The sequence below is a fragment of the Vreelandella sp. 162(4c) genome (genome assembly GCF_058152265.1).
In genome coordinates this window covers 3999460-4024351 of sequence record NZ_CM176981.1, presented here as the reverse complement: position 1 = coordinate 4024351, position 24892 = coordinate 3999460, and the positions used below count along the sequence as shown (strand labels likewise).

Sequence of the window (24892 nt, the reverse complement as noted above, 5' to 3'; positions counted from 1 at the left end):
CCTAGTGATTAAAGCCTGTCAGGCGTGTTAACGGTTTGTGCCGCCATAATCGCGGCTGCCAGCGCCAAGTCATCCGGGTGGGTAATTTTCAGGTTGTCGCGCCGTCCGCTTACCAACTGTGGGCATTCGCCCAAGGCTTCAACCGCCGAGGCTTCATCGGTTACCAAGGTTCGCTGCTGGCGGGCGGTTTCTAAGGCTCGCCGCAGTAGCGCATAGCGAAACCCTTGAGGCGTTAGCGCGTGCCACAAGTCATCCCGCGGTTCGGTTCGCGCGCTTTGGCACTGATCATCGGCACGCTTCATGGTATCCGCCACCGGCATCGCCAAAAGCGCGCCTGCGGGGTGCGTCGCGGCGGCCTGATACAGCGCCTGAAGATCATCCACAGTGATACAGGGGCGAGCCACATCATGCACCATCACTACGTCATTATCATCGGCAGTCATCGCGTGCAGGGCATTTAAGACGCTGTCCATTCGCTCATCGCCCCCGGTCACGCGCTGCCAGTCAGTAAAAGGCACCCAGCGGGGCGAGAACCAGCAGTCGTCGGCATCTAAACAGAGCACCAAGCGAGCGCTAGGAAAGGCGCTATGAAGGCGAGCCAAAGTATGCGCCAACACCGGCTGCTCATCGGCCAAGGTTAAGTACTGTTTGGGCTTATCGGCCCCCATACGGCGCCCTTGACCCGCCGCGGGAACAATTAACCAGGTTTGGCTCACTGTGGCGGCTCCTGGGGAGCGACCAGACCCGCATTAATACCGATAAGCTCCTTCTCAATCGCTACACCAGGCACCCAGAAGAACTGCTCGTCGGTGCGCACCATGCCCATATCGCTACGTGCCCGCTCCTCAATGGCGTCTAAACCGTTTTTTAAATCCGTCACTTCGGCCGCCAGCCGCGCATTGCGCTCGCGCATGGGCACATTGGCCGCCTCTTGCACCGCGACCCGCTGCTCCACTTGCTGCAAATCGTGCCAGCCACCGTTGCCTAACCACAGCTCGTACTGAAGCAGCGCCAAGACAGCGAGCAATGTCATCACTAACCATTTACGCATCACGGCACTCCTTGGAAATATCGGCTGGATTTTATTCAAAGCCCTGGTTTGATCAAAAGCGGCGTTGATACACTAAAGAGTGCTTATCGGCGCGCATTATGCCATTAAGGGGCAGCACCAGCGAGCCGCACGTCGTTATAATGACAGCTTAAATAACTACTTAAATGGCAGCGCTTGATGGGCCGCATCGCGGTAGGCGCTGACATGCTCGCCCTCTTCATGACAAAACTGGGCAACACCTGCGGCAAGCCCAGGGTGGCTAATATAGTGCAGCGAACGCACACGCTGGGGCGCAAACCCGCGTACCAGCTTGTGCTCGCCCTGGGTGCCCGGATCAAACAGCGTTAAGCCGTGCTGCAAACAGTACTCGATACCCTGGTAGTAACATGCCTCAAAATGCAGGCAATCGGCGACGACTTCACTCCCCCAGTAGCGCCCATAGAGCGTGCTACTGCCACGAAAATAGAGTGCTGACGCCACCGGGCGCCCTTCAACGTAAGCCTGCACCAGCACCAGCGCCTCTGGCATGGTTTGGCGCAGGCGCTCAAAAAAGTCATAGTTTAAGTAAGGCGGCCTGCCGCGCTCATGGTAGGTAATTGCATAGCAGCGATAGAAATGCACCATGTCCGCTGATGTAATTGCATCACCCTCAAGGTGCGCTACCTGTAGCCCCTGCTCGGCGACCAAGCGACGCTCGCGCTTGATCATCTTGCGCCGTTTCGATGTCATGCTGGCTAGAAAGCCCTCAAAATCGCCGAAGCCGCGATCACGCCACTGAAACTGTACGCCTTCACGCGTAATAAGCTCAGGACACTGCGCCTGCCAGGCGGTGACATCGGCCTCGTCGGCAAATAGCAAGTGCCAGCTAGACAGACCGAGACTTTCACACTGCTCGCGCCAGGCGCCGGCCAGCAGCCCACGGACGGCGCGGGCATCGACATGCCTGGCGATTAACGTGCGCGCGCCAGGCACTGGCGTAAACGGTACCGCACTGAGGGCTTTTGGATAGTAGCGACCACCGGAACGCTCTAGCGCTTCCGCCCAACCCCAATCAAACACATACTCACCGTAAGAGTGGTGCTTGCGGTACATCGGCAGCGCCGCTACCAACTGCTCGCCTTGCCATACACTCAGATGGCACGGTTCCCAGCCCGTGGCCTCACTGACCGAGCCGCTTGCCTCCAGGGCGTGTAAAAACGCGTGACGCAAAAAGGGCTGATCATTATCGACCAGTGAATCCCACTGGCTTGCCGTAACGGCCTCAATGGTGGGTAGAATGGTGATCGATAGTGGGGGTAACGGCATAGCACCTTCCCGAACGTGTGGGGGCTAAAAGGTCACTTTACACTAACTGTTTATATAAACCGTTTACACTAACCATCTACACCGATGTCTAAATCAACTGGCTAAATCAACGAGCTATGCCATCGGGCTATGCCAACGAAAGCAGATACGGCTATTGAACTGCAGTATTTAACGTTAACGCCACGCCGGTAACGGCATATGAGGAGAGTCCATGACGCGCGATATGACGGGTGACTTTCAAACGCAGCGCCACGCTGTCGATCAAATGCCCTACCCGACGCTAACGGTGCGTCGTGACCGGCTGGCCCGCCTCGCTCGTATGACCAAGCATCACCAGCTTGAGATTATCCGCGCGATTCAAACGGATTTTGGTCAGCGCAACGAGGTGGAAATACGCATGGCTGAAATCAGCGCGGTGCTCCACGCCATTCGCCATGCCAGACTGCATCTATGGCGCTGGATGCGCCCTTGGTCGGTCAGCATGCCATGGCGATTGATGCCTGCCCGGGCACGCATCGCGCCGCAGCCGCTGGGCGTTGTCGGCGTGATGTCACCCTGGAATTACCCCTGGAGTTTGGCGCTAATGCCGATAGTGGATGCATTTGCTGCGGGCAATGTGGTGATGCTTAAACCCAGCGAGCACTCCCCCACTACCAGCGCCCTACTGCAGCGACTGGTGCCGCAATACTTCACCCCTGAAGAACTCAAGGTAGTAGAAGGCGATGTAGAGGTGGCGCGTCGTTTTAGCAGTTTGCCGTTCGATCACCTGGTGTTCACCGGCTCCAGCGCGGTAGGTCGGCAAGTGGCCCAAGCAGCCGCGGCGAATTTGACCCCAACGACGCTTGAACTGGGCGGCAAGTCGCCCGCCATCGTGGCAGGCGATGCGGATTTCGACAAAGCGGCAGCAGATATTATTTTTGGAAAAGGCATGAACGGCGGGCAAACCTGTATCGCCCCCGACTACGTGCTGGTTGAGAGCCGCCATATTAATGCCTTGGTTAAAGCGTTGAGCGAGGCTATTCAACGGCAGCGCCCCGACGATCATGCGGCCACCCACGCGATTAACGCGGCCCACCAGCAGCGGCTAGATGCCATGCTGCAAGAAGCCCAAGACCACGGCTGCAGAGTCATCGATCACGGCACTCATGCCCCAGCGCTGATTATCGACCCCCACCAGGGGCTACAGGTGATGCGCGAAGAGATTTTTGGCCGCTGCCTACCGGTAATTGGCATTAGCGATATGTCGGCCGCAATACGTTATGTGAATGCCCGCCCTCACCCGCTGGCACTGTATGCCTTCACACATGATAAGGGCTTACAGCAGCAGTTGCTGCAAACGACACGCTCTGGCGCACTGGTGTTTAATGCCACGCTTCTTCATCACGCCGTTCCTTCACTGCCCTTTGGCGGCGTCGGCGAGAGTGGCATGGGCGCCTACCATGGCCGTCACGGCTTTGAGCGTTTTAGCCACTTACGCAGCGTTTTTTATCAATCAAAACGCACCTCGAGCCACTTGCTTTATCCACCTTATCGGCGCTGGTTAATGAAATTGTTAGGAGTCGGTTAAAGCTTAAGAACTGATGATCGTTTGCTAATAACAAATTTTCACAATGCCCTTATGATATATTTCACATACGCTCTACATTGAAATTATCTACAAAGCCCACGTAAGCACAGCAGAAACTGCCCTGAGCATTTGCAACAGCTTACTGAAACTCGTGGGAAAACTTTTGTAAGCATAGGAAATTTGCTGCTTTCCATACACGACACGGAGACCGTTAATGGCTCATGACTTACTTGACCGCTTACGCGAACGTTTAGAAGAACTCAACCGATCGGAGCGTAAAGTCGCCAATGTAATTCTTGAAGACCCAACGGTCGCCACCAGCCTAAGCATTGCCAGCCTGGCCCAGGCAGCTAGCGTCAGCGAACCCACGGTTAACCGGTTTTGCCGTAACTTTGGCGCCAAGGGCTATCCCGATTTTAAAATCAAATTGGCCCAGAGCTTAGCTGGCGGCACACCCTATGTGACCCGTGCAGTGGAGCCTGGCGACTCCGCCACCCAGTACACCCACAAAATCTTTGGCGCCACCATCGCCGCCCTCGATGAAGCCCAGCGCGACATCGATATGGGTGCTGTCGAGCGCATGGTCGACTACCTTACCCAGGCCAAGCAGATCCATATTTTTGGCTTGGGTGCCTCTGGCGCGGTGGCCCAGGATGCCCAGCACAAGTTCTTCCGCTTCAACCTGCCGGTGATGGCCTACATTGATGTGCTGATGCAGCGTATGGTCGCCGCCGCTTGCCATACGGGGGATGTGGTGGTGATTATCTCCTACACCGGGCGCACCCGGGAGCTGGTGGATATCGCCCGTTTGGCGAGGGATGCAGGGGCCGTCGTTCTTGGTATAACCGCGCCAAACTCGCCACTGGCCAACGAATGCACCGCCACCCTGGATGTCGCTACCCCCGAAGACACCGACCACTACATGCCGATGACCTCGCGGGTAATTCAATTAACGCTGATTGATGCGCTGGCCACTGGGGTAACCTTGAGGCGTGGTGAAGACTTCTTACCCCACCTCAAGAAAATCAAAGACAGCCTGCGCGACACCCGCTTTCCGGTAGAAAAGCCCGGTAAGTGAATGATAAATAGCAAGTGAATGGAAAATAGTGAGGGGTGAATGGTGAGTAGCGAATAGAAAGCAGTTGGAGTGCCCCTAGTTTAGTAGACACTTGATGTTAAGAGGCGGCTACGTAGGCGCTGGGGGTCAACCCACCCAGCGTCATATGACGCCTCACTTTCGAATAATAATGATCAATATAATAGCGAACTTCATCTACCATCTCGTCTCGATGGATCATACCTAGCGGCTGAATCCATTCTTTCTTCAGTAGAGCAAAGAAGCTTTCCGCACAGGCATTGTCCCAACAATTACCTCGACGAGACATGCTAATCGTTACTTGCCGATTGTTTAGCCAAGTCATCACCTCTTCGCTTCGGTACTGAGTCCCCTGGTCGGAGTGGAACCCTGAATTCAAACATTAAGCGCAGCACCCGCGGTTTCCAGCGCTCCTGAATACTCTCCCAGGAACACTTGTGCCGGTGTCCGATACCCCAAGCGTTTTCTGGGGCGATTATTCAGCTTGGCAACGACTCGCCTCAGTGCTGAGTCGCTCACCTTTCGGAAGTCCGTCCCTTTCGGGAAATATTGGCGAATCAGTCCGTTGGTGTTTTCATTGGTGCCACGCTGGCATGAGCGGTACGGGTCGCAAAAATAGGTCTTGGCCGAGACGGCCTTGGCAACCTGTCGGTGCTCGGCGAATTCCGAACCGTTATCCAAGGTGATGGTCTGCACTGCACCTCGGCGTGGTTTTAATAACCGGGTCATCGCTTTGGCCGTTCCTGTGGCCGTGATTGTCGGCAGGCGCGCTGCCAAGAGGTATCCGCTGCGTCTCTCGACCAGGGTCACCAGGCCGGATTCTTTGTGGCCCTTGAGCACCGTATCGCCTTCCCAATGGCCGATATGGCGCCTTTCTTCCACTTCGGCGGGACGTTGTTCAATACCTACCCGGTGTGGAATTTTGCCCAATCCCGCATGCTTGGCCAATCGGCGCTGATAGCGCCGCTGGTGTGGTAAGCGGAGTCGCTTCCATAAGTCGCCGCCGTGTTTCTTGTCGTCCCAGATTAACGCATAGATCCACTGATGGCTTACGCAAACGCCGTTGGCATTCGCCATGAAGCCACTAATTTGCTGGGGGCTCCATTCGTCCATCAGTTGATCAGTGACCCATCGAATTAGGCTGGGCAGTCGCTTCGTCACTTTCCAGGCGCTGCGTCGACGCTGATCACTTCTCAATTGAGCCTGCTCAGGCGCATAGCCAGCAGTAAGCCCATTGCGCTTTATCTCCCGGCTAATGGTGCTGCTGTGAACCCCAATAGCCTTGGCTATCTGTCGCTGGCTGATGCCAGTCTCGAGGTAAGCGAAAATTTGGTATCGTTGGGCCTGGGTCAGTTGTCGGTATCCCATTCTCTGCTTCACTTTGGTCGGTAAAGTCGAGAGGGTACCGGCGCTGGCCCTCCTTCCTCTACTGTGTGATCCAAAGTGCTGCGGTTATTCTATGAATCCAGGACAAGAGATTCTTTCCCGTCGGCCGTTGATGCTGCCATGCATGTTCTAACGCCTTCAAAACAAGCTGTGAGCTATTAACTGGCCCCATCGCCCGACCCACGATTTGGCGAGTACCTAAATCAAGCACCGCGGCGATATAAAGCCATCCCTCCCGACAGCGAACCTGAGTAATGTCTGATACCCAAACTCGATTGCCAGCCCCTACCGAAAACTGGCGATTCAACAGATTTGGCAGGACAGGCAAGGATGACTTGCTACGCCTATAGCCTGGCTTTGAGGCTGTTCGTGAGCGGTATCCTGCCTCTTGTAACAGACGTTGTACCTGATTTTTGCCACAGCAGAAACCAGCATCCTGAGCCTCTAGCCATAATTTCCGATACCCCGGCACATGCTCCATTTGGCGAGCACGATTAAGCAGAAATTCCTTGATAGCTAGGTGTCGCGCTTGACGCGGGCCAGGACGACACTGTCGCTCCCGCCAACGATAGTAACCTGCACGCGAGACGCCGAGTACTTCACAAACGACCGATACTGGCCATTGCTGACAACGGCGAGCATCAATAAAAGCAAACCTTATTTGCCGTGTTTGACGAAGTACTCGTCCGCCTTTTTTAGAATGTCATTCTCCAGCTCAGCGCGCTTCAGCTGCTTTTTCAAGCGCTTCACTTCGCGTTCTAGTTCTTGAACACTCTTCTCTGGTTGCGTATCCCTGATTAATTTATCCGACGAATTCTTGCCCATCATCCACTCCCTACGCCAGCGGCTTAACGTGTTCGGGTGAATGTTTAGCTTGGCAGCAAGTTGAGCCTGTGTCTGCGGCGAAGTGAGTGAGACCTGAATAACCTGACGTCTGAACTCGTCACTGTAGCGAGGGCTAGATTTAAATTTCATAACACCTTCTCTCTATAAAGGTGTCTACTTTTTCAGGGCCACTCCAAGTTAGCTCACTGCGGCAGTCACCGTAATTTCCACTTTAAGCTCATCGGCGGGCATGGGCGCGCAGACGCAGGTGCGCGCCGGTGCGTAGCCTGCGGGCATCCAGGCATCCCATACCCCGTTCATAGCGGCAAAGTCACTGCCCTCTTTCAGGTAGATCGTCGCGCTAAGCAGCTGCTCACGGCTTGAACCAATCTCTTTCAGTAGCGCATCCACCCGCGCCAGCATGCTTTCCGTTTGGGCAGTAATGTCGCCCTCGCGGGCCTCCGGGCCAGCCACTTGGCCGCACAAATAGGCCACGCCCTGGTGAATCACCGCACGGCTCATGCGGGCTTTTGTATCGTGGCGTTGAATGGTCATAGGGAAAACTCCTAGTGGGTTTAAGAAAAGCAGTCTAAACCGCTTGGCTTATCCTTGACTATGCCTTCTTATCAAAGCCGATCCGTAGGTACCGGCCGATGCTCAAAGACCCGCCGCAGCACAAAGCTGGTATGCGCGCCGGTAACACCCTCGATGCGGTTAATCACATGCAACAGCAGGTGTTGGTAGTCATCCATGTCCCGCACCAGGATTTTGAGCTGAAAATCCGCCGCCTGACCGGTAATGATCAGGCACTCGATAACGTTGGGTATCTCACGAATATGGCGCTCAAAATTATCGAAGCGCTCCGGCGTATGCTGATCCATGGAAATATGCAGCAGCGCCATTAACTGATAGCCCAGTTGGCGGGAATCGACCTCCGCACGGTAGCGCAGTATTAGGCCGTGCTCCTCCAGAGCCCGCACCCGGCGCAAGCAGGGCGAAGGCGAAAGCCCGATTCGATCAGCCAACTCCTGATTACTGATGCGCCCCTCCTGCTGCACAATATCCAGAATATGGCGATCAAATCGATCAAGCGACAGCGGCATTACGGCCATAGAAAGCAGCTCCTACCAATAAAATCGAATTATGCGATATTTAATGTCAATTATTGGCGATAACACTACATTTTCGCAATAACCTTTCGTCGCTCTCCGCATACACTATGTCAAGTACGAGATAGCTAGTAAAAGATAGTCCAGTAAGAGATAGCTCAGTACCACAAGAGTCATTGCCACAAGCAGCCCCTTAAAGTGCCTCACCCTGGCACTGCAGCAATGCGGCATACGCCACAAGCGGCCGCTTTTAACAACTCACCGCCTTTAGGAAACTCACCATGTCTGCTTTTGATCATCGCAAATATCGCCCTGCGCCCCGCGTACCTGCCTTCAATCGCCAATGGCCAGATCGTGACCTGGATCATGCCCCGATCTGGGTGAGCGAAGACCTACGCGACGGCAATCAGGCGCTGCTTGAGCCGATGACCGTTGAGCAAAAGCAACGCTTCTGGCAGCAGATCGTTAAAGTGGGCATTAAAGAAGTCATGGTAGGCTTTCCTTCGGCCAGCCAGCCCGACTACGACTTCGTGCGTTGGCTGATCGAAGAGAATCAAATTCCCGATGACGTCACCATAGCGGTACTAGTGCAGTGCCGTGAACACCTGATTGAGAAGACCTTTGCCTCGCTGGTGGGTGCCAAGCGCGCCATTGTTCACCTATATAATTCCACCTCCACCATTCAGCGCGAGCGGGTGTTTGAGATGGATCGTGCCGGGATTGTCGATATTGCGGTACAAGGGGCCACCTGGGTCAAAACCTACGCCGACCAATACCCCGAGATTGAGTGGTGTTTCGAGTACACCCCGGAAAGTTTCTCCAGCACCGAGATCGATTTTTCGCTGGAAATCTGCGAAGCGGTGATGGATGTGTGGCAGCCGACGCCAGAGAATAAATGCATTCTCAACCTGCCCACCACGGTGGAAGTGGCCGGGCCGCACCATCACGCCGATCAGATTGAGTACTTTTGCCAGCACATTAGCCGCCGCGACAGCGTGATTATCTCGGTGCACACCCACAATGACCGCGGTGGTGCGGTAGCCTCTGCTGAACTCGCCCTGCTGGCCGGCGCCGAGCGGGTAGAAGGCACCCTGCTGGGCAATGGCGAGCGCACGGGCAATATGGATATCGTCACCCTGGCGATGAATCTCTACAGCCAGGGCATCGATCCTGAACTGGATCTATCCAACCCTGATGAAATCATTCAGGTGGTCAACGAGTGCACCGGTATCGCTATACACCCGCGTCACCCCTGGGTGGGCGAGATGGTCTACACCGCTTTCTCGGGCAGCCACCAGGATGCGATTCGTAAATCCCTCAAGCACCAAAAACCCGACGAGCCTTGGCAAGTGGCTTATCTGCCCATCGACCCCCATGATATCGGCCGCGATTATCAGGCGGTAATTCGCGTCAATAGTCAGTCCGGCAAGGGCGGTATGGCTTTCCTGCTTGAGCGGGATTACGGCATTAACCTGCCGCGCTGGATGATGCTGGCTTTGGCCCCCTTTGTTCAGCAAGAGAGCGAGCGGCGCGCCAGCGAACTCTCCAGTGAAATGATTCGCCAGGTGATGTTCGACAATTTCACCCAGGAAGCGCCCCTATCTCTTGTGGATTATCAGCTCTCCAAAGGCCAGCAGGAAGGCATTGAGCTGACACTGAAACAGGGTGACGAAACGCTGCGCCTTTCTGGCAAGGGCAACGGCGCGATGTCGGCATTTACCGATGCGTGGCAACGCCACTCCGGCAGCAGTGTAGGGATTATCGATTACAGCGAGCATTCGCTGGGTGCCAGCAGTGAAGCCAATGCCATCGCCTTCGTTCAGCTCAATATCGATGGCCAACGGCTTTGCGCAGTGGCCGAAGATAGCGACACCGTGAGTGCATCGCTCAAGGCACTGTTGTCAGGTATTAACGCAACGATTAATCCTGGTCAGACAACTGAGCAGCAGCAAGAAGCTGCCGCCGAAGCGTAAACGGCTTGGCTCTAAGGAGCAGGGTCTAATCAGCACACTCAATACACTTCAGCACTAATGGGTCCCAGGTGAGGCGTTTGGCCCCAATCCATTCGCCGCACTCTATACACTCACCAAAGCTTTCACTCTCAATGCGTTGCAGGGCAGCGGCAATCTGCTTCAGCTTTAGCTGACGTCGCTGCTCGCCTGCTTTGGCCATCGCTTGCCCTTGCATTGCATCCATACGCGACAGCCGACCTACCGACGTTTGATCCAGCATCACCGTATCCCGGGACTCTTCACTGCTGGCGCTCTCCTCGCGGAGCGTGGCGTCAAGAGCAAGTAATTTCTCACGGATAACGACTATATCCACCTCAGGGTGATTCATCTGCACCTCCCACTAGCCTACAATCATTTACCAACAATCGTTAACCTACTAATTATTTGATCGCGAAGGGAACGTTACGATGGGCTATCGCACCCTGCTGCGCGATCACCGCAGCGTACTCAGTATCGCTTTTCTAGCGATGTTTAGCTCAAGCCTTGGGCAGAGCTACTTTATTGGTCTTTTTCAAGCGCCCCTTTCAGACCACCTGGGTCTTAGCGTCGGCCAGTTTGGCACCGCCTATGCCGTGGTTACCCTGATAGCGGGTTTCTGCATGCTGCGCTTTGGGCCCTCCATCGACTGGATTAACCCACAGCGCTTTGCGGCAATCGTCTTGTCACTGCTGTTAACCGGCGTTGTACTGCTTACCTTATCGCCCTGGTGGTGGCTAGGGATAGTCGGCCTTGGCATAGTGCGGCTATGCGGCCAGGGCATGTTGACCCATTTGGGTAACACCCTCGCTGCCCGAGAGTTTTCCACCATGCGCGGCCGTGCCATTGGCCTGGCTAACCTAGGGATACCGCTGGGAGAAGCGCTGCTGCCCCCGTTAGTGGCGGCTGCGCTTATCTGGAGCAGTTGGCAAACCTTCTGGTGGCTACTGTGTGGCGTCATCGCCTTGCCTTGGCTGTGGCTACTGTTAAAAGCACCTTGGCCCGACGCACCGGGCGTTAAACCAACCAGGCAGACGCCCCATGGCCCTCGTCCCTTTCGCGAAAAACGCTTTTGGCTGCTAATGCCACTATTAATGGCCCTCCCCATCACCATGACGGGGCTGTTTATCTATCAAGCGCAATTAACGGAGTCTCTGGAGAGCTCCCTGGCGGTTTACGCCCTGGCGCTGACCGGCATGGGAATCGCCAAACTGCCGGGGGCCTTATTAGGAGGCCGCTGGGTGGATAAACTGGGCCCCGTAAAGCTAGCCCGCCTTTACCTACTCCCCTACGCCTTTGCCATGGTGATGGCACTCACCATTGGCGGGCATATCAGCATTTGGGCATTGATGGTAGGGGGCGGCTTGGCCATGGGCGCGCAAGAGCTAATTGCATCGGGTCTGCTGATCAAGCTATGGGGAGCTGAGCACCTAGGGAGGGTTCGCTCCGCTCTTAGCGCTGCCATGGTGTTCTCCACCGGCGTCGCGCCCGCCGTACTGGGGTTAGCCCTTGGGGCAGGCGCACCTTTTCATGCCCTTCTATTAGGCATGCTATTGTTTATCATCGCCGGTTGGCTACTGGCTCAGCGTGTACTGCGGGAAACCTCCACTATCCCGGCTGAGCCATAAAAGTGCAGAAATCAGCGCAAAATCAGCACCGGCAACTGGGCATTACGCAACATTGTGGTGGTAGTACTGCCGACCAGCAGGTGACGGATCCGCGAGTGGCCGTAGGCGCCCATCACCAGCATGTCGATATCATGCTCTTGCTTATAGGTACGCAGCGTCTCTTCCACCTCGCCCGCGCGTATCGCCCCTTCGGCGGTGTGCCTGGCCTCGCGTAAGGTTTCCAGCGCCCAGCTCAGCTGCGAGCGGTTTTCAGCGGTTTCCGCGCCCACAATCACCACGTGGCAGGTAGCGTCCTCAAACAGCGGGCTTTTGGCCAGCATTTCCACGCCTTTACGAGCCGTTTTACTGCCGTCAAACGCCATCATCACATTGTGCGGTTGAGTAAACTCTTTCGGCACCATGAGAATCGGGCGATGCATTTCCCGCACCACGCGCTCTAGGTTGGAACCTAAATGACCACTGGCTTGGTGCGCCGTCTCGCCCCGCTTGCCTACCACTAACAGCCTTACATCTTTTTCATTCTCGACCAGGGTTTCCACCAGAGTGCCGTTGCGCTGCAAACACTGCGGGTCGGCAATACCGGCGTTGGCCGCGCGCTCCTTGGCGGCGTCGAGTAGCAGGCGGCCCCGCTCGCGGGAGACTTTGGCATGCTGCTCTTCAATAGCTGACAGCTTTTCCAGCAGGTGCTCTCTAGTACCTAGTCCCAGGTTACCGGTTAAATCCGGCTCAGCTACTTGGGCATGGTTATCCACGGTATGAATAAAACTGAGCGGAGCATCCAGGGCTTGGGCGGCCCAAGCCGCATAATCACACACGCCTTCTGAAAACTGAGAACTATCAATAGCTGCCAACACGCGATCTGACATGAGGTACTTCTCCTTGAGCATCAACATTATTTTTATATTCTCACCCTTTTCTACACGAACTCATTACCCCACGACACCCTAAAACGTTCTTGCGTGCTTCGGACGCTATAAAACGCACATGCTAAACTTAGCTGCCTATTGAAGTTGGCGACTCGGAGGAAAGCATGGGGCATGGCTTAACAAGCGTACTGTTAGTCGCACTAGGCGGCGCGCTGGGCGGGATGGGACGATTTGCGGTTTCAAATCTACTCGCCTGCTATCTCGGCAAGGCCTTCCCCTGGGGAACCCTGGCGGTTAACGCCAGCGGAGCCTTTCTAGCGGGCTGGCTGCTCGGCAGCCTAGGTATCGCTAGCGCCCCCTCTTCTGTATGGCTGTTCACCATCGGAGGTGTGTTAGGTGGCTACACCACTGTCTCCTCTTTTAGCTTGCAGACCATTGAGCTATGGCAGGGCGGCCAGCAACTCCGCGCAGGCATTAATGTGGGCACCACGCTGCTGCTTGGTTTAGTCATGGTCACCCTGGGCTGGTTGTTATCAGGGGCTTCTCTGTCAGGAGCGACCTTATGAGCGCCTGGAAGGCTTACCTTGCGGTAGGTGTCGGTAGCGGCGTGGGCAGCGCGCTGCGCTACGGCGTTTCGCTATTATCCCAGGCAGCACTAGGGGGCTATTTCCCCTGGGGAACACTCATTGTTAACGTACTGGGTTCGTGCTTAATCGGTTGGTTGGCCGCCACCCTCTCGCGCTCCCCCCACAGCCAGCTAGCGCGTTTTCAGCCATTATTGGTGGCCGGTTTTTGCGGCGGTTTTACCACCTTTTCGCTATTTAGCTTAGAGACACTGCATCTGGTGCAGTTAGGCCGCCCGGGGATTGCGCTGGTTTACATTGTGGTTAGCCTTCCCCTTTGGCTGGGCGCTGCCGTGGTGGGTGAGCGCATGGCGCTTTTTCGTTAGCAAAACAGCCCCGATTGCAAAACCGTTAGCGACAGGATGTGCCAGCATGCGCGATCAGATGGAAAAGCATCAGTCTTGGCTCTACCTGATTTTCATTGGCTTAGGCCTAACGTTAGGCATCAGAGCACCGCAATTCGCTGAGCCGCTAGCGCATTTTTTATGGCCGCTGTTAGCGGTGCTGCTTTACGCCACCTTTACGCAAATTCCTTTGCTGCATATTGCCCGAAGCTTCGCTGACACACGCTTTATGGCCGCGTTGATGGTCGGTAACTTTATTGCCATTCCAGCCTTTTTAGCCCTTACCGTTATTTGGCTACCACTCTCCCCCGCCGTGCTGGCAGGCGTTTTACTGGTACTGCTGGTGCCCTGCACCGATTGGTTTATCACCTTCACGCATTTAGGCAAGGGCGATAGCGCTCGGGCCGTTGCCGCCGCCCCACTACTGCTGCTGGTGCAGTTAGTCGCGTTACCCGTTTATTTGTGGCTGTTCCTGGGCAGTGAGTGGTTTCAGCTAACGCTCTCTAAAGAACTATTGAGCGCTTTTGCAGGGCTTATTCTCACGCCTTTAGCACTCGCCTGGTTAACCGAGTACATAGCCCAGCGTCACAAGGCAGTTAAACGCACCGTGTATTACCTGGGAATACTGCCAGTGCCCTTACTGGCCTTAGTGGTGTTTATGATCGCCGCTTCCCAGGTCAACACTGTGTTCGGCCTTAGCCAAGTGTTGGTTCAGGTGGTGTTTATTTTTATTGGTTTTTTACTCTTTGCAGCTCTATTGGGTAAGGGGCTTGGCAAGTTGTTTAAGCTACCCACCGCCAGCGCTAGAACGCTAGCGTTTAGCTTTGGTACACGTAACTCTTTTATGATGTTGCCCATCGCCCTGACGCTACCCAGCGCTTGGCAGGCGGCGGTTGTGGTGGTGGTGTTTCAATCACTGGTAGAGCTATTTGGTATGGTGACACTCTTACGCTGGGTGCCCAATAAGCTACTGCCAGATCCCTAGCTTGTGTTAGATAGCGATTAGCTAACGCGGGAATAACCGCCCAGTACCCCCTGCTTACTCATCACCAGTTGCCAAAGATGAATTTCTCTGGCTCGGAAAGCACCGGCGCAACTCAGCAGGTAGTAGCGCCACATGCGATAGAAACGCTCGCCATACTGGCTTTCGAATGTGGGCCAGTGCCTCTCGAAATTATTGTGCCATGCCATCAGAGTACGGTCGTAATCAGCCCCAAAGTTATGCACATCCTCCACCACAAACAGTGCTTCGGCGGCATCAGCTATTTGCCCCAAGGTGGGCAGTTCGCCATTGGGGAAAATATATTTATCAATCCAGGGGTCAGTCACCGTGTTGCTTAAGTTTTTGCCGATGGTATGTAGCAAAAACAGGCCGTCATCCTTTAAGCAGCGGTTAACCACGTTCATATACTCGCGATAATTTTTATGCCCCACATGCTCAAACATGCCGATGCTGACAATACGGTCAAACTGCTCGCTTTCATTGCGGTAATCCTGCAGTCGAAACTCTACCGGCAAGCCCTTTTTGATCAATCGTTGCCCAAACTCCGCTTGCTCTTTGGAGATAGTCAGGCCCACGCACTCAACACCATAGTGCTCAGCCGCGTAGGCCATGAAGCTTCCCCAGCCGCAGCCAATATCCAGCACGCGCATGCCTGGCTTTAATTGCAATTTACGGCAGACGAGATCGAGCTTGGCTCCCTGGGCCTCGTCCAGGGTTTTGGCATCTTTCCAGTAGCCGCAGGTGTAGGTCATGCGCTGATCGAGCATGGCCGCGTAGAAGTCATTACCCAGATCGTAATGCTTTTCGCCCACTTCCCAGGCACGCTTCACCGTTTGCCGATTCAGCAGGCGCGAACGCAGAGAGTGATAAATCAATTGAGTGGGCTTGATACGCTGCCCGAGCTGGGCACGCATTAAGCGGTAAAACAGCTCATCAAGCCGATCGGCGTTCCAGTCCCCCTTCATGTAGCTTTCGCCAAACCCAAGATTGCCTCGCGAAAGAGCGCTATCAATAACGCCGGGGGCATTCAATTGGATATCCCAGGGGCGGTGCCCGTCGAAATGAATATCGGCTTGGGCCAGTAGCTCAGCAACAAAACGGTGGGAAGTAGAGGCTTCGTCGAAGCCAACAGGCTTTTTTTCCAACATAGGCATGTTCACAGCAGGCTCCTTACGCTATTCCAGTGGGTGAATAGGTTACAACCTGACTACTAGCATAGAAGCGCATGGCAACATTAGCATCATTTGATGGAGATCATTTATGCACTGCAGAGACTAAAAAGCCGGCTCACTCAAGAAAGAGGGCCGGCTGCGAAGGTAATACGCAAAGCGAGCTAAACGGTTATGCGCTGCTGCTTTTTTTGAGTTTTAGCTTATTGAGCCTTAGCGCAAAATCAGCACCGGTATGCGGCTACCACGTAGCATAGCCGTTGTGGTGCTACCTACCAGCAAGTGGCGAATACGCGAGTGCCCATAAGCGCCCATCACCAGCAGGTCAATACCATGCTCTTTTTCGTAAGCTTGCAGGGCTTCATCTACCTCGCCTGCACGAATGGCGCCTTCGGCTTGGTGGCCCGCATCGCGCAATATGCCTAACGCCCACTCAAGCTCGGAACGGCGTTCAGCCGTTTCCGCACCCACGATCAGCACATGGCACTCAGTGCCAGCAAAAAGCGGCGAACGAGCCAGCATCTCGACGCCTTTACGGGCGGTTTTGCTGCCGTCAAAGGCCATCAATATCTTTTCAGGTCGCTTGAAGGTTTTCGGCACCATCAGGATCGGACGGTGCAATTCACGCGCCACCCGTTCAAGGTTAGAGCCAAGGTGGCCACTGGCCTGGTGGGCGGTTTCACCGCGCTTACCCACCACCAGCAAACGCACCTCGTTTTCAAGCTCTAACAGGCTCTCTACCAGGGTGCCATTGCGCTGGCGAGTAACGGGGTCAATGACCCCATCCTCAATTGCCCGCTCTTTAGCTGCTTCCAGCATCAGCTTGCCATGCTCGCGATTCACTTTAGCGCGCTGCTCATCAAGCTCGGAAAGCTCTTTCATCAGCCTTTCGCGGGCACCGAAACGCAGGTTGCCGGAAAGGTTCTGCTCTTCGGGTACTGCTGAGTGGTTGTCGACCACATGCACAAAGGTTAACGGTGCATCCATAGCCAAGCTTGCCCAGGCAGCATAATCGCAGACGCCTTCAGAAAACTGGGAGCCGTCAATAGCGGCTAATACTTGATCTGTCATGTCGCTCTCCTTGCGTTGGTTAGTGGCCGCCCATCAGCTTTTCAACCGCTTCGGGGTCGTTGTGTACCGCATAGCGATCCACGACCGTCGCACTGGCCTCGCTCAAGCCCACAAGCTCTACCTCGGTCCCTTCACGGCGGAATTTAATCACCACGCGATCCAGCGCCTGCACGGCGGTAATATCCCAGAAATGCGCCCGGGAGAGGTTGATAGTGACTTTATCGATACTCTCTTTGAAATCGAACGCGCCGATAAAGCGTTCGGAGGAAGCAAAAAATACCTGACCGACGACTTCGTATTCACGCTCTTTCCCCGGCTCTATTTCTTTGGAGCCGATATACATGATGTTGCCGACTTTGTTGGCAAAGAACATCGCCGCCAACAGCACACCAACGAACACGCCAATCGCCAAGTTGTGAGTACCTACCGTAACGATAACGGTGGCCACCATGACGATATTGGTGCTCATGGGGTGCTTTTTCAGATCGCGAATCGATTCCCAACTAAAGGTACCGATAGAGACCATAATCATTACCGCCACCAGCGCGGCCATGGGGATCTGGGATACCCAATCCGCCAGGAAGACCACCATCAGCAGTAGTGCGATACCGGCAATTAACGTCGAGGTACGACGACGACCACCGGATTTAATGTTGATCACTGATTGGCCAATCATGGCGCAGCCCGCCATACCGCCAATCAAACCCGCGCCAATGTTGGCAATACCCTGGCCTTTACACTCGCGGTTTTTATCGCTCTTGGTATCAGTTAAGTCATCAATAATGGTCGCCGTCATCATCGATTCAAGCAGGCCCACCACGGTTAACATTAGCGAATAGGGCAGGATGATCATTAGGGTTTCAACGTTCAGCGGCACATCAGGCCACAAAAACATCGGCAGGCTATCGGGCAGCTCGCCCATATCGCCAACGCTGCGAATATCCATGCCAGTCAGCATGTACACAGCGGTGAGCACGACAATACATACCAGTGGCGAAGGAATGGCTTTACCAACTACCGGCACATAGGGGAAGCCGTAAATGATGGCTAAGCCCGCAACGGTCATGGCATAAACGTGCCAAGTGACGCCCGTCAGTTCAGGCAACTGGGCCATAAAGATCAGGATAGCGAGCGCGTTGACAAACCCAGTCACCACCGAGCGCGATACGAATCGCATCAACTCAGCAAGCTTTAGATATCCTGCCACAATCTGCAGCACACCGGTCAACAGCGTGGCGGCCAGCAGGTACTCTAAACCGTGCTCTTTCACCAGGGTAATCATGAGTAGCGCCATGGCGCCGGTTGCCGCTGAAATCATGCCGGAGCGGCCGCCAGTAAAGGCGATAATCACACAGATAGCGAAGGAGGCGTAAAGGCCGACTTTCGGGTCAACGCCAGCGATGATCGAGAACGCAATGGCCTCGGGGATTAGCGCAAGAGCCACGACAATCCCCGCAAGGGTGTCGCCCTTGAGGTTGGAGAGCCAGGATTGTTTAAACTTTTCGTACATGCAAGGGATCCATGGTTTTAGGTTAATAACAGGCCAAAAGCGGTCAAACAGCGCAGCCAACAAGAGGAAGCACCGCCAACACATTGGCACGCTGGGATAATCAGCTTTTTATTTTAAATAGTGGTGAGCTAGCGTTAGGTGCCGCTAAATTCAGGTACTGAAAACTTGAGTACTGAAAACATAAGCACTTTAAAAGAAGGCACTAGAAACAAGTACCAGAAAGCGATGACAGCACAATGAATGCACTATCAGCACCTTTAGGGGAAGCGAGGGGCTAGGGCGGAGTCATCAGCCCTGAAAAGCAATGTTTGAATACATTCATTGGCAGAGATTCTTTTACAGTTGCGAAAAGAAAGAGTCGTGCATAAAACGTGTCGCAAAAAAGCATATTGTAGGCAAGCAAGGTGCGACAAAGTGCCGTATCCTACCAGGAATTCTGCTGCATTGCACCTCACGTCTAACACCGCTAGTCAGGTTCTACCACTACGTAATAGACCACTACGATAGGTAAAGTGACCTCTGCCCCCTTTCTGAAGTACCATTGCGCCGCTAACTAACAGGATATTAAATCCCAACTTTGCACGTTGAAGCGGCACGCTATTCTTTACTGAACACGCCTGCCGATTTAAAGAGGAGCAGTCAATGAGCCAATCTATTGCAGTCATCAAGGGCGACGGTATCGGCCCCGAAATTATGGAGGCCACGCTGCGAGTACTCGACGCCTTGGATTGTGGCTTAACCTACCAGCACATCGATGCTGGTTTAGGTGCCCTTGAAAAGCATGGCACGCTGATTCCTCAAGAGTCGTTGGATGCCATCGAAAAATACGGCATCGCGCTGAAAGGCCCGCTAACCACGCCGATTGGCAAGGGCTTCTCCTCGATTAACGTACAGCTACGTCGTCACTTTGACCTTTATGCCAACGTGCGCCCGGCGATTAGCTTCCCCGGTACTCGTTCGCGCTACGACGATATTGATATGATCACCGTGCGCGAAAACACCGAAGGCGCGTATCTTTCCGACGGCCAGGAGATGATCGACGACGGCGATACTGGCATTTCGGTGATCAAAGTGACTCGCAAAGGCTCCGAGCGCATTGTGCGCTACGCCTTTGAGCTGGCCAAAAACAACGGTCGCAAAAAAGTCACCGCGGTACACAAAGCCAACATTATCAAAACCAGCTCGGGTTTATTTCTGGACGTAGCGCGGGAGATTGCCAAAGAGTACCCCGAGATCGAATTCCAAGAGATGATCGTCGATAACGCCTGCATGCAGCTGGTAATGAACCCACATCAGTTTGATGTGGTGGTCACTACCAACCTGTTTGGCGATATTCTCTCTGACCTTTGCGCAGGCTTAGTCGGCGGTTTGGGTTTGGCTCCAGGGGCGAACATCGGCGAAAAAGCAGCGATCTTTGAAGCTGTGCATGGCTCAGCGCCGGATATCGAAGGCAAAAACATCGCTAACCCCTGCGCCTTGCTGCTCGCCGCAGCACAAATGCTTGATCACCTGGGCATGACAGAGAAAGGCACCGCCATCCGCCAGGGTATCCGTACCGTGCTGGAAACCCGCCGCGATATGGTCACCCCCGATATGGGCGGCACTGGCTCTACCGACTCCTTCGCCCAGGCGTTGGTTGAGTACGTACAGAGCCACTAGTCGACTCTTTCTAGCTGATCGCTTTCTAGCCAATTTCATTAAAGCGGTAACGCAATAAGTACAATGCATTGAGGGTGACCAGCACGGTCGCCCCAGTGTCAGCCATTACCGCGACCCACATCCCTGTAATCCCCAGCACCGTAGAGACCAAAAACAGCGCCTTGAAGCCAAGCGCCAAGGCCACGTTGGTTTTTACATTGCGCATGGTCGCCCGGGAAAGTGCGATCATCTCGGCTATCCCACCTACGCGGTTTTTAAGCAGCGCGGCGTCGGCGGTTTCAAGCGCCACATCGGTACCGCTACCCATGGCAATACCCACTTCTGCCGCTGCGAGTGCTGGTGCATCGTTAATACCATCGCCCACTTTACCCACTGGCCCAAGCCCTTGCGCCTGCCACTCGCGCACGCGCTGGGCTTTATCTTCCGGCATCAGCTCGCCTTCTGCTTCAATGCCCAACTGTTCACCAATGGCCGCCACGGTGCGGGCATTATCACCGCTGAGCATCACGGCTTGCACACCTAGGCGCTCTAACGCTTGAAGACCTTCGCGAGCATCTTCACGGGGTTCATCACGCAGAGCGATTAGTCCTAATAGGCGCTCACTTTCTATCCCGTCCTCTCCTTCTATCCCTCTTTCTATCAGTACGGCCAGGCTTTTGCCCTGCGCTTCCAACGCCGCAATACGGGCTTTTATCTCACCGGTGTGCTGGGTGAAAGATTGTAAATAGCGCGGGCTCACCAGCATTAACTCACGTCCTTCGACGTGTCCGGCAACGCCCTGCCCTGCTAGCGCACGAGCACCTTGCACAGTAGGTACCGAAGCCCCCTCCTGCCGGTCATAATAGTCACTGATCGCCACAGCGAGGGGGTGGCTCGAGCCCTGCTCCAGAGCGGCAGCAAGACGCACTATCTCAGCGCAACGGCTTTTATCAAGACGGCTACCAGCTTCAAGGCTCTCTACATCCGTCACGGTGGGTTTGCCCGCGGTTAGCGTGCCGGTTTTATCCAGCGCGACCCGCTTGAGTTTGCCTAACTGCTCTAATACCGCACCGCCTTTCATCAGCAGACCGTTGCGAGCGCCCACCGATAACCCGGCTGCAATGGCCGCGGGCGTCGAAATCACCAGCGCACAGGGGCAAGCAATAAGCAGTAGCGCTAGGGCGCGATAGATGGATTCCGACCACAGCATCGTCGATACCAGCGGCGGTACGATAGCGACCAGCAGCGCCACCCCGACGACCGCAGGCATATAGTAAAACGCAAAGCGGTCAATAAAACGCGCCACTGGTGCTTTGGCCGCCTGAGCCTCCTCCACGAGCTTAATCACTCGGGCGATGGTGTTGTTTTCAGCGCTGCGGGTTACCTCAACTTCAAGCACGCCATCCAGATTGACGGTGCCAGCAAATACTGACTCGCCTTCGCTACGCTCCCGTGGCACCGACTCACCATTCACAGGCGATTCATCAATCGAGGAGTGACCGGCAATAATTTGCCCGTCACAGGGCAGACGGTCGCCAGGGCGTACCTGCACTCGTTGCCCCGGCACCAGAGACGCGGCAGCAACTTCCCGAGCTTCGCCCTGCTCCATCAACCGCGCAGTAGAGGGAGTCAGCTTGGAAAGCGTCGAAATACTGCGGCGCGCCTGAGCGGCGGCAACGCCTTCCAGCATCTCCCCCACTGCAAATAGAAACACCACCACTGCCGCTTCAGCGGCGGCGTTTATCGCCAGTGCCCCTAGGGCTGCGATGCTCATCAGCATTTCAATGGTGAAAGGGTTACCCATCTTAAGCGCCTGCCAAGCACGCTGAATAACCGGCACAAGACCAACGACCGTTGCGGCGATGAACGGCCAACTGCCCAGGGTGGGCCAGGCGAATTTAAGCCCCCAGGCAAGCGCCAGCAATACACCACTGACAATCACCAAACGCCCTTTAGGCGACTGCCACCATGAGGACGACTTTTCCGATTCAGTTGTGTTCACCGACTCATCGATTACCTGGTAGCCCAGAGCCGTGATCGTTGACTCAATATCGGAATGTGGCAGGGTCTTACCGGGCGGTGCGGTTAATCGCACCGAGCCGGTGACAGAACTCGCGGAAACATGTTCAACATGGTTTAAACGATTTAGCGCCGCCTCAACTTTACGTTCGCAGCCACCGCAGTCCATACCTTGCACGCGCAGGGTGGTCGGCGACGGAGAAACTGCAGAGGTTTTAGCCGGTGTGGTCGTACTCATCGCTCTTTGCTCCAAGTTAGTCTATCTTAGGAGCAGCGTAATACCTGTAGTCACTAGAGGTTCAAGTAATGAAAGATCAAACCCCTGAGCCAACTGCCACTGAGCGTTATATCGGCATTGGTGAGCTGGCACGCGAGTCCGGCTGCAAGCCAGAAACGGTGCGCTACTACGAACAGATTGGGCTACTGCCTTCAGCACCGCGCAACGAAGGCAATCAGCGGCGCTACACTACTGCTGCTATCCGCCGTTTGACGTTTATTCGCCATGCGCGGGATTTTGGCTTTTCGGTGGAGGCAGTCCGGGAGCTGTTACAAATGGCGGATTACCCCACTATGCCCTGCGAAGAGGTAGACACGCTAGCGAAGCGTCACCTAGCCGAGGTCGAGGCACGACTTGCACGACTCACCTCGGTACGCGATGAGCTCAAACGCATGATCAATCAATGTGCGGGGGGCAATGTTGGCCAGTGCCATATTATTGACGTACTCAGCGACCACCGATTGTGCCATCAAACGGGGCCTCACGGTGGCGCGGATGTCATAGGTTAACGCGCAATTAACCCAGCCACACATCCAAGAACAGCATAATCACCAGCCCCATCGCCAAGCCAAAGGTGGCTTTTTTCTGGTGCCCGCAGCGGTGGGTTTCGGGGATGATTTCGTGGCTGATCACGTACAGCATCGCGCCGGCGGCAAAGGCCAGGCCCCAGGGCAGCAGTATTTGGGAAACGCTGACAATACTGGCACCAAATAGCCCGCCAACGGGCTCGATTAGGCCGGTTAGCGCAGCAATCGACCAGGAGCGCCACTTTGAGTAGCCTTCGCCCATTAAGGCGACCGCAACGGCGAGTCCTTCTGGCATGTTCTGTAAGCCAATACCGATCGCCAGGGGCATACCGCCCTCTAACCCATTGGCCCCAAAGCCAACGCCCACTGCCATGCCTTCCGGCAGGTTGTGGATAGTAATCGCAAACACAAACAGCCACACCCGGCGAAGCGATGCAGCCTCCGGCCCTTCACGGCCCTGGGCAAAATGCTCATGGGGCAGATGCTCGTTAAGCAGCGCAATCGCGCCCATTCCTAACAAAATAGCCGCACAAACAATCGCGGCAGGCACGGGGCCACCGGGATAATAGATTTCCGCAGCGTCAAGCGCTGGAATAATCAGCGAAAAGAATGACGCTGCCAGCATTACCCCCGCCGCAAAACCTAACGCCAAATCACGAAAGCCACGGCTAGGCGTTTTACCTAGCAGCACCGGTAGCGCACCTACCGCCGTCAACAATCCAGCAATTAAGCTGCCCAAAAACCCTAATAACAACGTATTTTCCATGGACAGCATAAACTCGGTTGGCATTCAGAAAGGCATCAAAGAGAACGACACGTTGTTGTCTAACGTGGTATCAACACGTACTTTAACGCATTAATGCCTAATGAATAAATAACGATGGTTTTCATTAGCGCGATGTCAGTAGTGCGCCTTGGGAACATTAAAAGGGGATTCTCGTGCCTCATTCCGCTACGTTCGACGCCGCCCACTTTACCCAGCTACGACCCCGCTTAGTGGCCTTTGCGCGCCTGCAGTTACGCGACTCTACCGCCGCTGAAGATGCTGTACAGGAGACCCTGCTCACCGCCTTTGAGAAAAGCGCCACCTTTGAAGGGCGCTCCGAGTTCGAGACCTGGGTATTTGGCATATTAAAATACAAAATTCTGGATCAACTGCGTCAACAGCGCCGTCAAGGTACTTGGCAACCGTTAGGCCTGGACTTAGATGACGACACCCTTGACCGTCTATTTCAACAGGATGGTCACTGGCAAAGCGCTGCCCGCCCCAGCCACTGGGGAGAGCCTGAGCAGGTGTTAGAAAACCAGCGTTTTTGGCAAGTATTTGATGCCTGCTTGATAGCCTTACCGGAGAATATCGCACGCGTATTTACCTTGCGTGAACTCATGGGGCTCTCCACCACAGAGATCTGTAAGGAAACCGGCATTACTGAAACCAACTGCTGGGTCATCTTACACCGTGCGCGTTTACGGCTAAGAGAGTGCTTGGATCATGGTTGGTTAAATTAGCTGAGGGGAACCTGATATGCTTATGTGCCGCGAAGCCACGAGGTTGATGTCTTTAAAACAGGACAAAATATTAACATTGCGTGAAAAGATGGCTCTTCGTCTTCACCTGTCGATGTGCCGGGATTGCCGTCACTGCGCCCGCCAATTTGATCTGTTGCACAACATTAGCGACCACCACCCCGCCTCGCGAATCTCTTCCCGCAAAACGCTAGACGATTAGCTTTTTCGGCTAAGTGCTGCAAACCACTACTCTCTCCTGCTTCGCTTCTCCGTCAGCGAACTCCTACGTACGCCCGACAAAAACATTGTATAGAGTCCACTTGATGGCCCATGCAAAAGCCAGCGCATAGGCGCTGGCTTTTCGCTTTTTACACTATTCTA

Annotated in this window: 26 protein-coding genes and 1 pseudogene; 11 read left to right on the top strand and 16 right to left on the bottom strand. The window is 54.8% G+C overall.

The features are described 5' to 3' along the window. Window positions 1-8: 8 nt before the first annotated feature. The 3 genes from ispD to AC4EYZ_RS18465 all read right to left on the bottom strand — a co-directional run bounded on the left by ispD (window position 9) and on the right by AC4EYZ_RS18465 (window position 2356). Window positions 9-716: a 2-C-methyl-D-erythritol 4-phosphate cytidylyltransferase gene (ispD, locus tag AC4EYZ_RS18475; protein ID WP_474191814.1), complete on the bottom strand. Its 708-nt coding sequence runs from the start codon at window positions 714-716 to the stop codon at window positions 9-11. Beyond that, window positions 713-1051 carry a cell division protein FtsB gene (gene ftsB, locus AC4EYZ_RS18470; RefSeq protein ID WP_022522352.1) on the bottom strand — a complete coding sequence of 113 codons (339 nt, stop codon included), beginning with the start codon at window positions 1049-1051 and terminating at the stop codon, window positions 713-715. The genes ispD and ftsB overlap by 4 nt, the downstream gene beginning before the upstream one ends. Before the next feature lie 156 nt (window positions 1052-1207). Continuing rightward, on the bottom strand, window positions 1208-2356 hold the full coding sequence (locus AC4EYZ_RS18465; RefSeq protein WP_474191815.1) for a GNAT family N-acetyltransferase: 1149 nt from the start codon (window positions 2354-2356) through the stop codon (window positions 1208-1210). A gap of 211 nt (window positions 2357-2567) precedes the next feature. Between AC4EYZ_RS18465 and AC4EYZ_RS18460 the strand changes: the two genes are divergently transcribed. Then, a complete protein-coding gene (locus tag AC4EYZ_RS18460) occupies window positions 2568-3923 on the top strand; it encodes an aldehyde dehydrogenase family protein (protein WP_490203943.1) in 1356 nt (451 codons plus the stop codon). A 214-nt stretch (window positions 3924-4137) separates the two neighbouring features. Further along, complete coding sequence (locus AC4EYZ_RS18455) at window positions 4138-5001, top strand: MurR/RpiR family transcriptional regulator (protein WP_009287337.1); 864 nt, start codon at window positions 4138-4140, stop codon at window positions 4999-5001. Window positions 5002-5098: 97 nt separating this feature from the next. On the opposite strand, the pseudogene AC4EYZ_RS18450 reads toward AC4EYZ_RS18455, so the two are convergent. The 6 genes and pseudogenes from AC4EYZ_RS18450 to AC4EYZ_RS18425 form a co-directional block, all read right to left on the bottom strand. Continuing rightward, window positions 5099-5386, bottom strand: a pseudogene (locus AC4EYZ_RS18450) (transposase); the annotation flags it as partial. Window positions 5387-5394: 8 nt separating this feature from the next. Continuing rightward, a complete protein-coding gene (locus AC4EYZ_RS18445) occupies window positions 5395-6387 on the bottom strand; it encodes an IS30 family transposase (protein WP_490203942.1) in 993 nt (330 codons plus the stop codon). 58 nt (window positions 6388-6445) lie between these two features. Beyond that, window positions 6446-7051 carry a DDE-type integrase/transposase/recombinase gene (locus tag AC4EYZ_RS18440; RefSeq protein ID WP_490204292.1) on the bottom strand — a complete coding sequence of 202 codons (606 nt, stop codon included), beginning with the start codon at window positions 7049-7051 and terminating at the stop codon, window positions 6446-6448. A gap of 11 nt (window positions 7052-7062) precedes the next feature. Then, window positions 7063-7380, bottom strand: a complete 318-nt coding sequence (locus AC4EYZ_RS18435) for a transposase (protein WP_400675342.1) — start codon at window positions 7378-7380, stop codon at window positions 7063-7065. 48 nt (window positions 7381-7428) lie between these two features. Continuing rightward, window positions 7429-7785, bottom strand: coding sequence for a RidA family protein (locus AC4EYZ_RS18430; protein ID WP_022522349.1), 357 nt, complete (start codon window positions 7783-7785; stop codon window positions 7429-7431). Window positions 7786-7856: 71 nt separating this feature from the next. After that, complete coding sequence (locus AC4EYZ_RS18425) at window positions 7857-8342, bottom strand: Lrp/AsnC family transcriptional regulator (protein WP_022522347.1); 486 nt, start codon at window positions 8340-8342, stop codon at window positions 7857-7859. A 278-nt stretch (window positions 8343-8620) separates the two neighbouring features. On the opposite strand from AC4EYZ_RS18425, the gene AC4EYZ_RS18420 reads away from it, so the two are divergent. Beyond that, entirely contained in the window at window positions 8621-10312 is a 1692-nt protein-coding gene (locus AC4EYZ_RS18420) for a 2-isopropylmalate synthase (protein WP_009287338.1), read from the top strand. Window positions 10313-10337: 25 nt separating this feature from the next. Here the strand turns inward: AC4EYZ_RS18420 and AC4EYZ_RS18415 are convergent, their stop codons facing one another. Beyond that, window positions 10338-10679, bottom strand: a complete 342-nt coding sequence (locus AC4EYZ_RS18415; protein WP_027958037.1) for a TraR/DksA family transcriptional regulator — start codon at window positions 10677-10679, stop codon at window positions 10338-10340. A 79-nt stretch (window positions 10680-10758) separates the two neighbouring features. Here AC4EYZ_RS18415 and AC4EYZ_RS18410 point away from each other — a divergent pair, with 79 nt between their 5' ends. Further along, window positions 10759-11955 carry an MFS transporter gene (locus AC4EYZ_RS18410; protein WP_474191926.1) on the top strand — a complete coding sequence of 399 codons (1197 nt, stop codon included), beginning with the start codon at window positions 10759-10761 and terminating at the stop codon, window positions 11953-11955. Between the two features lie 11 nt (window positions 11956-11966). On the opposite strand, the gene AC4EYZ_RS18405 is transcribed toward AC4EYZ_RS18410, so the two are convergent. After that, window positions 11967-12821 carry a universal stress protein gene (locus tag AC4EYZ_RS18405; protein WP_490203941.1) on the bottom strand — a complete coding sequence of 285 codons (855 nt, stop codon included), beginning with the start codon at window positions 12819-12821 and terminating at the stop codon, window positions 11967-11969. A 164-nt stretch (window positions 12822-12985) separates the two neighbouring features. Between AC4EYZ_RS18405 and AC4EYZ_RS18400 the strand changes: the two genes are divergently transcribed. From AC4EYZ_RS18400 to AC4EYZ_RS18390, 3 genes are read left to right on the top strand one after another with little or no spacing between them, the layout of a single operon-like run. Further along, on the top strand, window positions 12986-13387 hold the full coding sequence (locus tag AC4EYZ_RS18400; protein ID WP_474191924.1) for a fluoride efflux transporter FluC: 402 nt from the start codon (window positions 12986-12988) through the stop codon (window positions 13385-13387). Continuing rightward, window positions 13384-13770 (top strand): fluoride efflux transporter CrcB, encoded by a 387-nt coding sequence (gene crcB / locus AC4EYZ_RS18395; protein ID WP_027958040.1) that lies wholly within the window; start codon window positions 13384-13386, stop codon window positions 13768-13770. Before AC4EYZ_RS18400 ends, crcB begins: the two co-directional genes overlap by 4 nt. A 46-nt stretch (window positions 13771-13816) precedes the next feature. After that, complete coding sequence (locus tag AC4EYZ_RS18390) at window positions 13817-14773, top strand: arsenic resistance protein (RefSeq protein ID WP_009287340.1); 957 nt, start codon at window positions 13817-13819, stop codon at window positions 14771-14773. 17 nt (window positions 14774-14790) lie between these two features. Here AC4EYZ_RS18390 and cfa read toward each other — a convergent pair whose 3' ends face one another. The 3 genes from cfa to AC4EYZ_RS18375 all read right to left on the bottom strand — a co-directional run bounded on the left by cfa (window position 14791) and on the right by AC4EYZ_RS18375 (window position 18541). Then, complete coding sequence (gene cfa, locus AC4EYZ_RS18385; RefSeq protein WP_474191923.1) at window positions 14791-15951, bottom strand: cyclopropane fatty acyl phospholipid synthase; 1161 nt, start codon at window positions 15949-15951, stop codon at window positions 14791-14793. A gap of 222 nt (window positions 15952-16173) precedes the next feature. Then, the gene (locus AC4EYZ_RS18380; RefSeq protein ID WP_041158837.1) at window positions 16174-17031 is read right to left on the bottom strand and encodes a universal stress protein; all 858 of its coding nucleotides are present in this window, start codon (window positions 17029-17031) and stop codon (window positions 16174-16176) included. 19 nt (window positions 17032-17050) lie between these two features. Then, complete coding sequence (locus AC4EYZ_RS18375; RefSeq protein WP_039859372.1) at window positions 17051-18541, bottom strand: SulP family inorganic anion transporter; 1491 nt, start codon at window positions 18539-18541, stop codon at window positions 17051-17053. Between the two features lie 642 nt (window positions 18542-19183). Here AC4EYZ_RS18375 and AC4EYZ_RS18370 point away from each other — a divergent pair. Continuing rightward, window positions 19184-20200 carry an isocitrate dehydrogenase gene (locus AC4EYZ_RS18370; RefSeq protein WP_009287343.1) on the top strand — a complete coding sequence of 339 codons (1017 nt, stop codon included), beginning with the start codon at window positions 19184-19186 and terminating at the stop codon, window positions 20198-20200. 25 nt (window positions 20201-20225) lie between these two features. Here AC4EYZ_RS18370 and AC4EYZ_RS18365 read toward each other — a convergent pair whose 3' ends face one another. Then, complete coding sequence (locus AC4EYZ_RS18365; protein ID WP_490203940.1) at window positions 20226-22436, bottom strand: heavy metal translocating P-type ATPase; 2211 nt, start codon at window positions 22434-22436, stop codon at window positions 20226-20228. A 68-nt stretch (window positions 22437-22504) separates the two neighbouring features. Between AC4EYZ_RS18365 and AC4EYZ_RS18360 the strand changes: the two genes are divergently transcribed. Beyond that, a complete protein-coding gene (locus tag AC4EYZ_RS18360) occupies window positions 22505-22984 on the top strand; it encodes a MerR family transcriptional regulator (RefSeq protein WP_022522335.1) in 480 nt (159 codons plus the stop codon). Window positions 22985-22991: 7 nt separating this feature from the next. Here the strand turns inward: AC4EYZ_RS18360 and AC4EYZ_RS18355 are convergent, their stop codons facing one another. Then, entirely contained in the window at window positions 22992-23792 is an 801-nt protein-coding gene (locus AC4EYZ_RS18355) for a ZIP family metal transporter (protein WP_009287345.1), read from the bottom strand. A gap of 149 nt (window positions 23793-23941) precedes the next feature. On the opposite strand from AC4EYZ_RS18355, the gene AC4EYZ_RS18350 reads away from it, so the two are divergent. Both AC4EYZ_RS18350 and AC4EYZ_RS18345 read left to right on the top strand, forming a co-directional pair. Continuing rightward, a complete protein-coding gene (locus AC4EYZ_RS18350; RefSeq protein WP_474192238.1) occupies window positions 23942-24511 on the top strand; it encodes a sigma-70 family RNA polymerase sigma factor in 570 nt (189 codons plus the stop codon). A 16-nt stretch (window positions 24512-24527) separates the two neighbouring features. After that, window positions 24528-24731, top strand: a complete 204-nt coding sequence (locus AC4EYZ_RS18345) for a zf-HC2 domain-containing protein (RefSeq protein ID WP_081742556.1) — start codon at window positions 24528-24530, stop codon at window positions 24729-24731. The last annotated feature ends 161 nt before the right edge of the window (window positions 24732-24892 follow it).

Excerpts from the sequence above, each read along its gene's own strand:
- AC4EYZ_RS18465 (WP_474191815.1), bottom strand. The coding sequence starts at position 2,356 with ATGCCGTTACCCCCACTATCGATCACCATTCTACCCACCATTGAGGCC.
- AC4EYZ_RS18405 (WP_490203941.1), bottom strand. The coding sequence starts at position 12,821 with ATGTCAGATCGCGTGTTGGCAGCTATTGATAGTTCTCAGTTTTCAGAA.
- AC4EYZ_RS18375 (WP_039859372.1), bottom strand. The coding sequence starts at position 18,541 with ATGTACGAAAAGTTTAAACAATCCTGGCTCTCCAACCTCAAGGGCGAC.
- AC4EYZ_RS18355 (WP_009287345.1), bottom strand. The coding sequence starts at position 23,792 with ATGCCAACCGAGTTTATGCTGTCCATGGAAAATACGTTGTTATTAGGG.
- AC4EYZ_RS18455 (WP_009287337.1), top strand. The coding sequence starts at position 4,138 with ATGGCTCATGACTTACTTGACCGCTTACGCGAACGTTTAGAAGAACTC.
- AC4EYZ_RS18365 (WP_490203940.1), bottom strand. The coding sequence starts at position 22,436 with ATGAGTACGACCACACCGGCTAAAACCTCTGCAGTTTCTCCGTCGCCG.
- ftsB (WP_022522352.1), bottom strand. The coding sequence starts at position 1,051 with ATGCGTAAATGGTTAGTGATGACATTGCTCGCTGTCTTGGCGCTGCTT.
- AC4EYZ_RS18410 (WP_474191926.1), top strand. The coding sequence starts at position 10,759 with ATGGGCTATCGCACCCTGCTGCGCGATCACCGCAGCGTACTCAGTATC.
- crcB (WP_027958040.1), top strand. The coding sequence starts at position 13,384 with ATGAGCGCCTGGAAGGCTTACCTTGCGGTAGGTGTCGGTAGCGGCGTG.
- AC4EYZ_RS18380 (WP_041158837.1), bottom strand. The coding sequence starts at position 17,031 with ATGACAGATCAAGTATTAGCCGCTATTGACGGCTCCCAGTTTTCTGAA.
- AC4EYZ_RS18425 (WP_022522347.1), bottom strand. The coding sequence starts at position 8,342 with ATGGCCGTAATGCCGCTGTCGCTTGATCGATTTGATCGCCATATTCTG.
- AC4EYZ_RS18445 (WP_490203942.1), bottom strand. The coding sequence starts at position 6,387 with ATGGGATACCGACAACTGACCCAGGCCCAACGATACCAAATTTTCGCT.
- AC4EYZ_RS18400 (WP_474191924.1), top strand. The coding sequence starts at position 12,986 with ATGGGGCATGGCTTAACAAGCGTACTGTTAGTCGCACTAGGCGGCGCG.
- AC4EYZ_RS18435 (WP_400675342.1), bottom strand. The coding sequence starts at position 7,380 with ATGAAATTTAAATCTAGCCCTCGCTACAGTGACGAGTTCAGACGTCAG.
- AC4EYZ_RS18430 (WP_022522349.1), bottom strand. The coding sequence starts at position 7,785 with ATGACCATTCAACGCCACGATACAAAAGCCCGCATGAGCCGTGCGGTG.
- AC4EYZ_RS18345 (WP_081742556.1), top strand. The coding sequence starts at position 24,528 with ATGCTTATGTGCCGCGAAGCCACGAGGTTGATGTCTTTAAAACAGGAC.
- AC4EYZ_RS18460 (WP_490203943.1), top strand. The coding sequence starts at position 2,568 with ATGACGCGCGATATGACGGGTGACTTTCAAACGCAGCGCCACGCTGTC.
- AC4EYZ_RS18370 (WP_009287343.1), top strand. The coding sequence starts at position 19,184 with ATGAGCCAATCTATTGCAGTCATCAAGGGCGACGGTATCGGCCCCGAA.
- AC4EYZ_RS18420 (WP_009287338.1), top strand. The coding sequence starts at position 8,621 with ATGTCTGCTTTTGATCATCGCAAATATCGCCCTGCGCCCCGCGTACCT.
- AC4EYZ_RS18390 (WP_009287340.1), top strand. The coding sequence starts at position 13,817 with ATGCGCGATCAGATGGAAAAGCATCAGTCTTGGCTCTACCTGATTTTC.
- AC4EYZ_RS18360 (WP_022522335.1), top strand. The coding sequence starts at position 22,505 with ATGAAAGATCAAACCCCTGAGCCAACTGCCACTGAGCGTTATATCGGC.
- AC4EYZ_RS18415 (WP_027958037.1), bottom strand. The coding sequence starts at position 10,679 with ATGAATCACCCTGAGGTGGATATAGTCGTTATCCGTGAGAAATTACTT.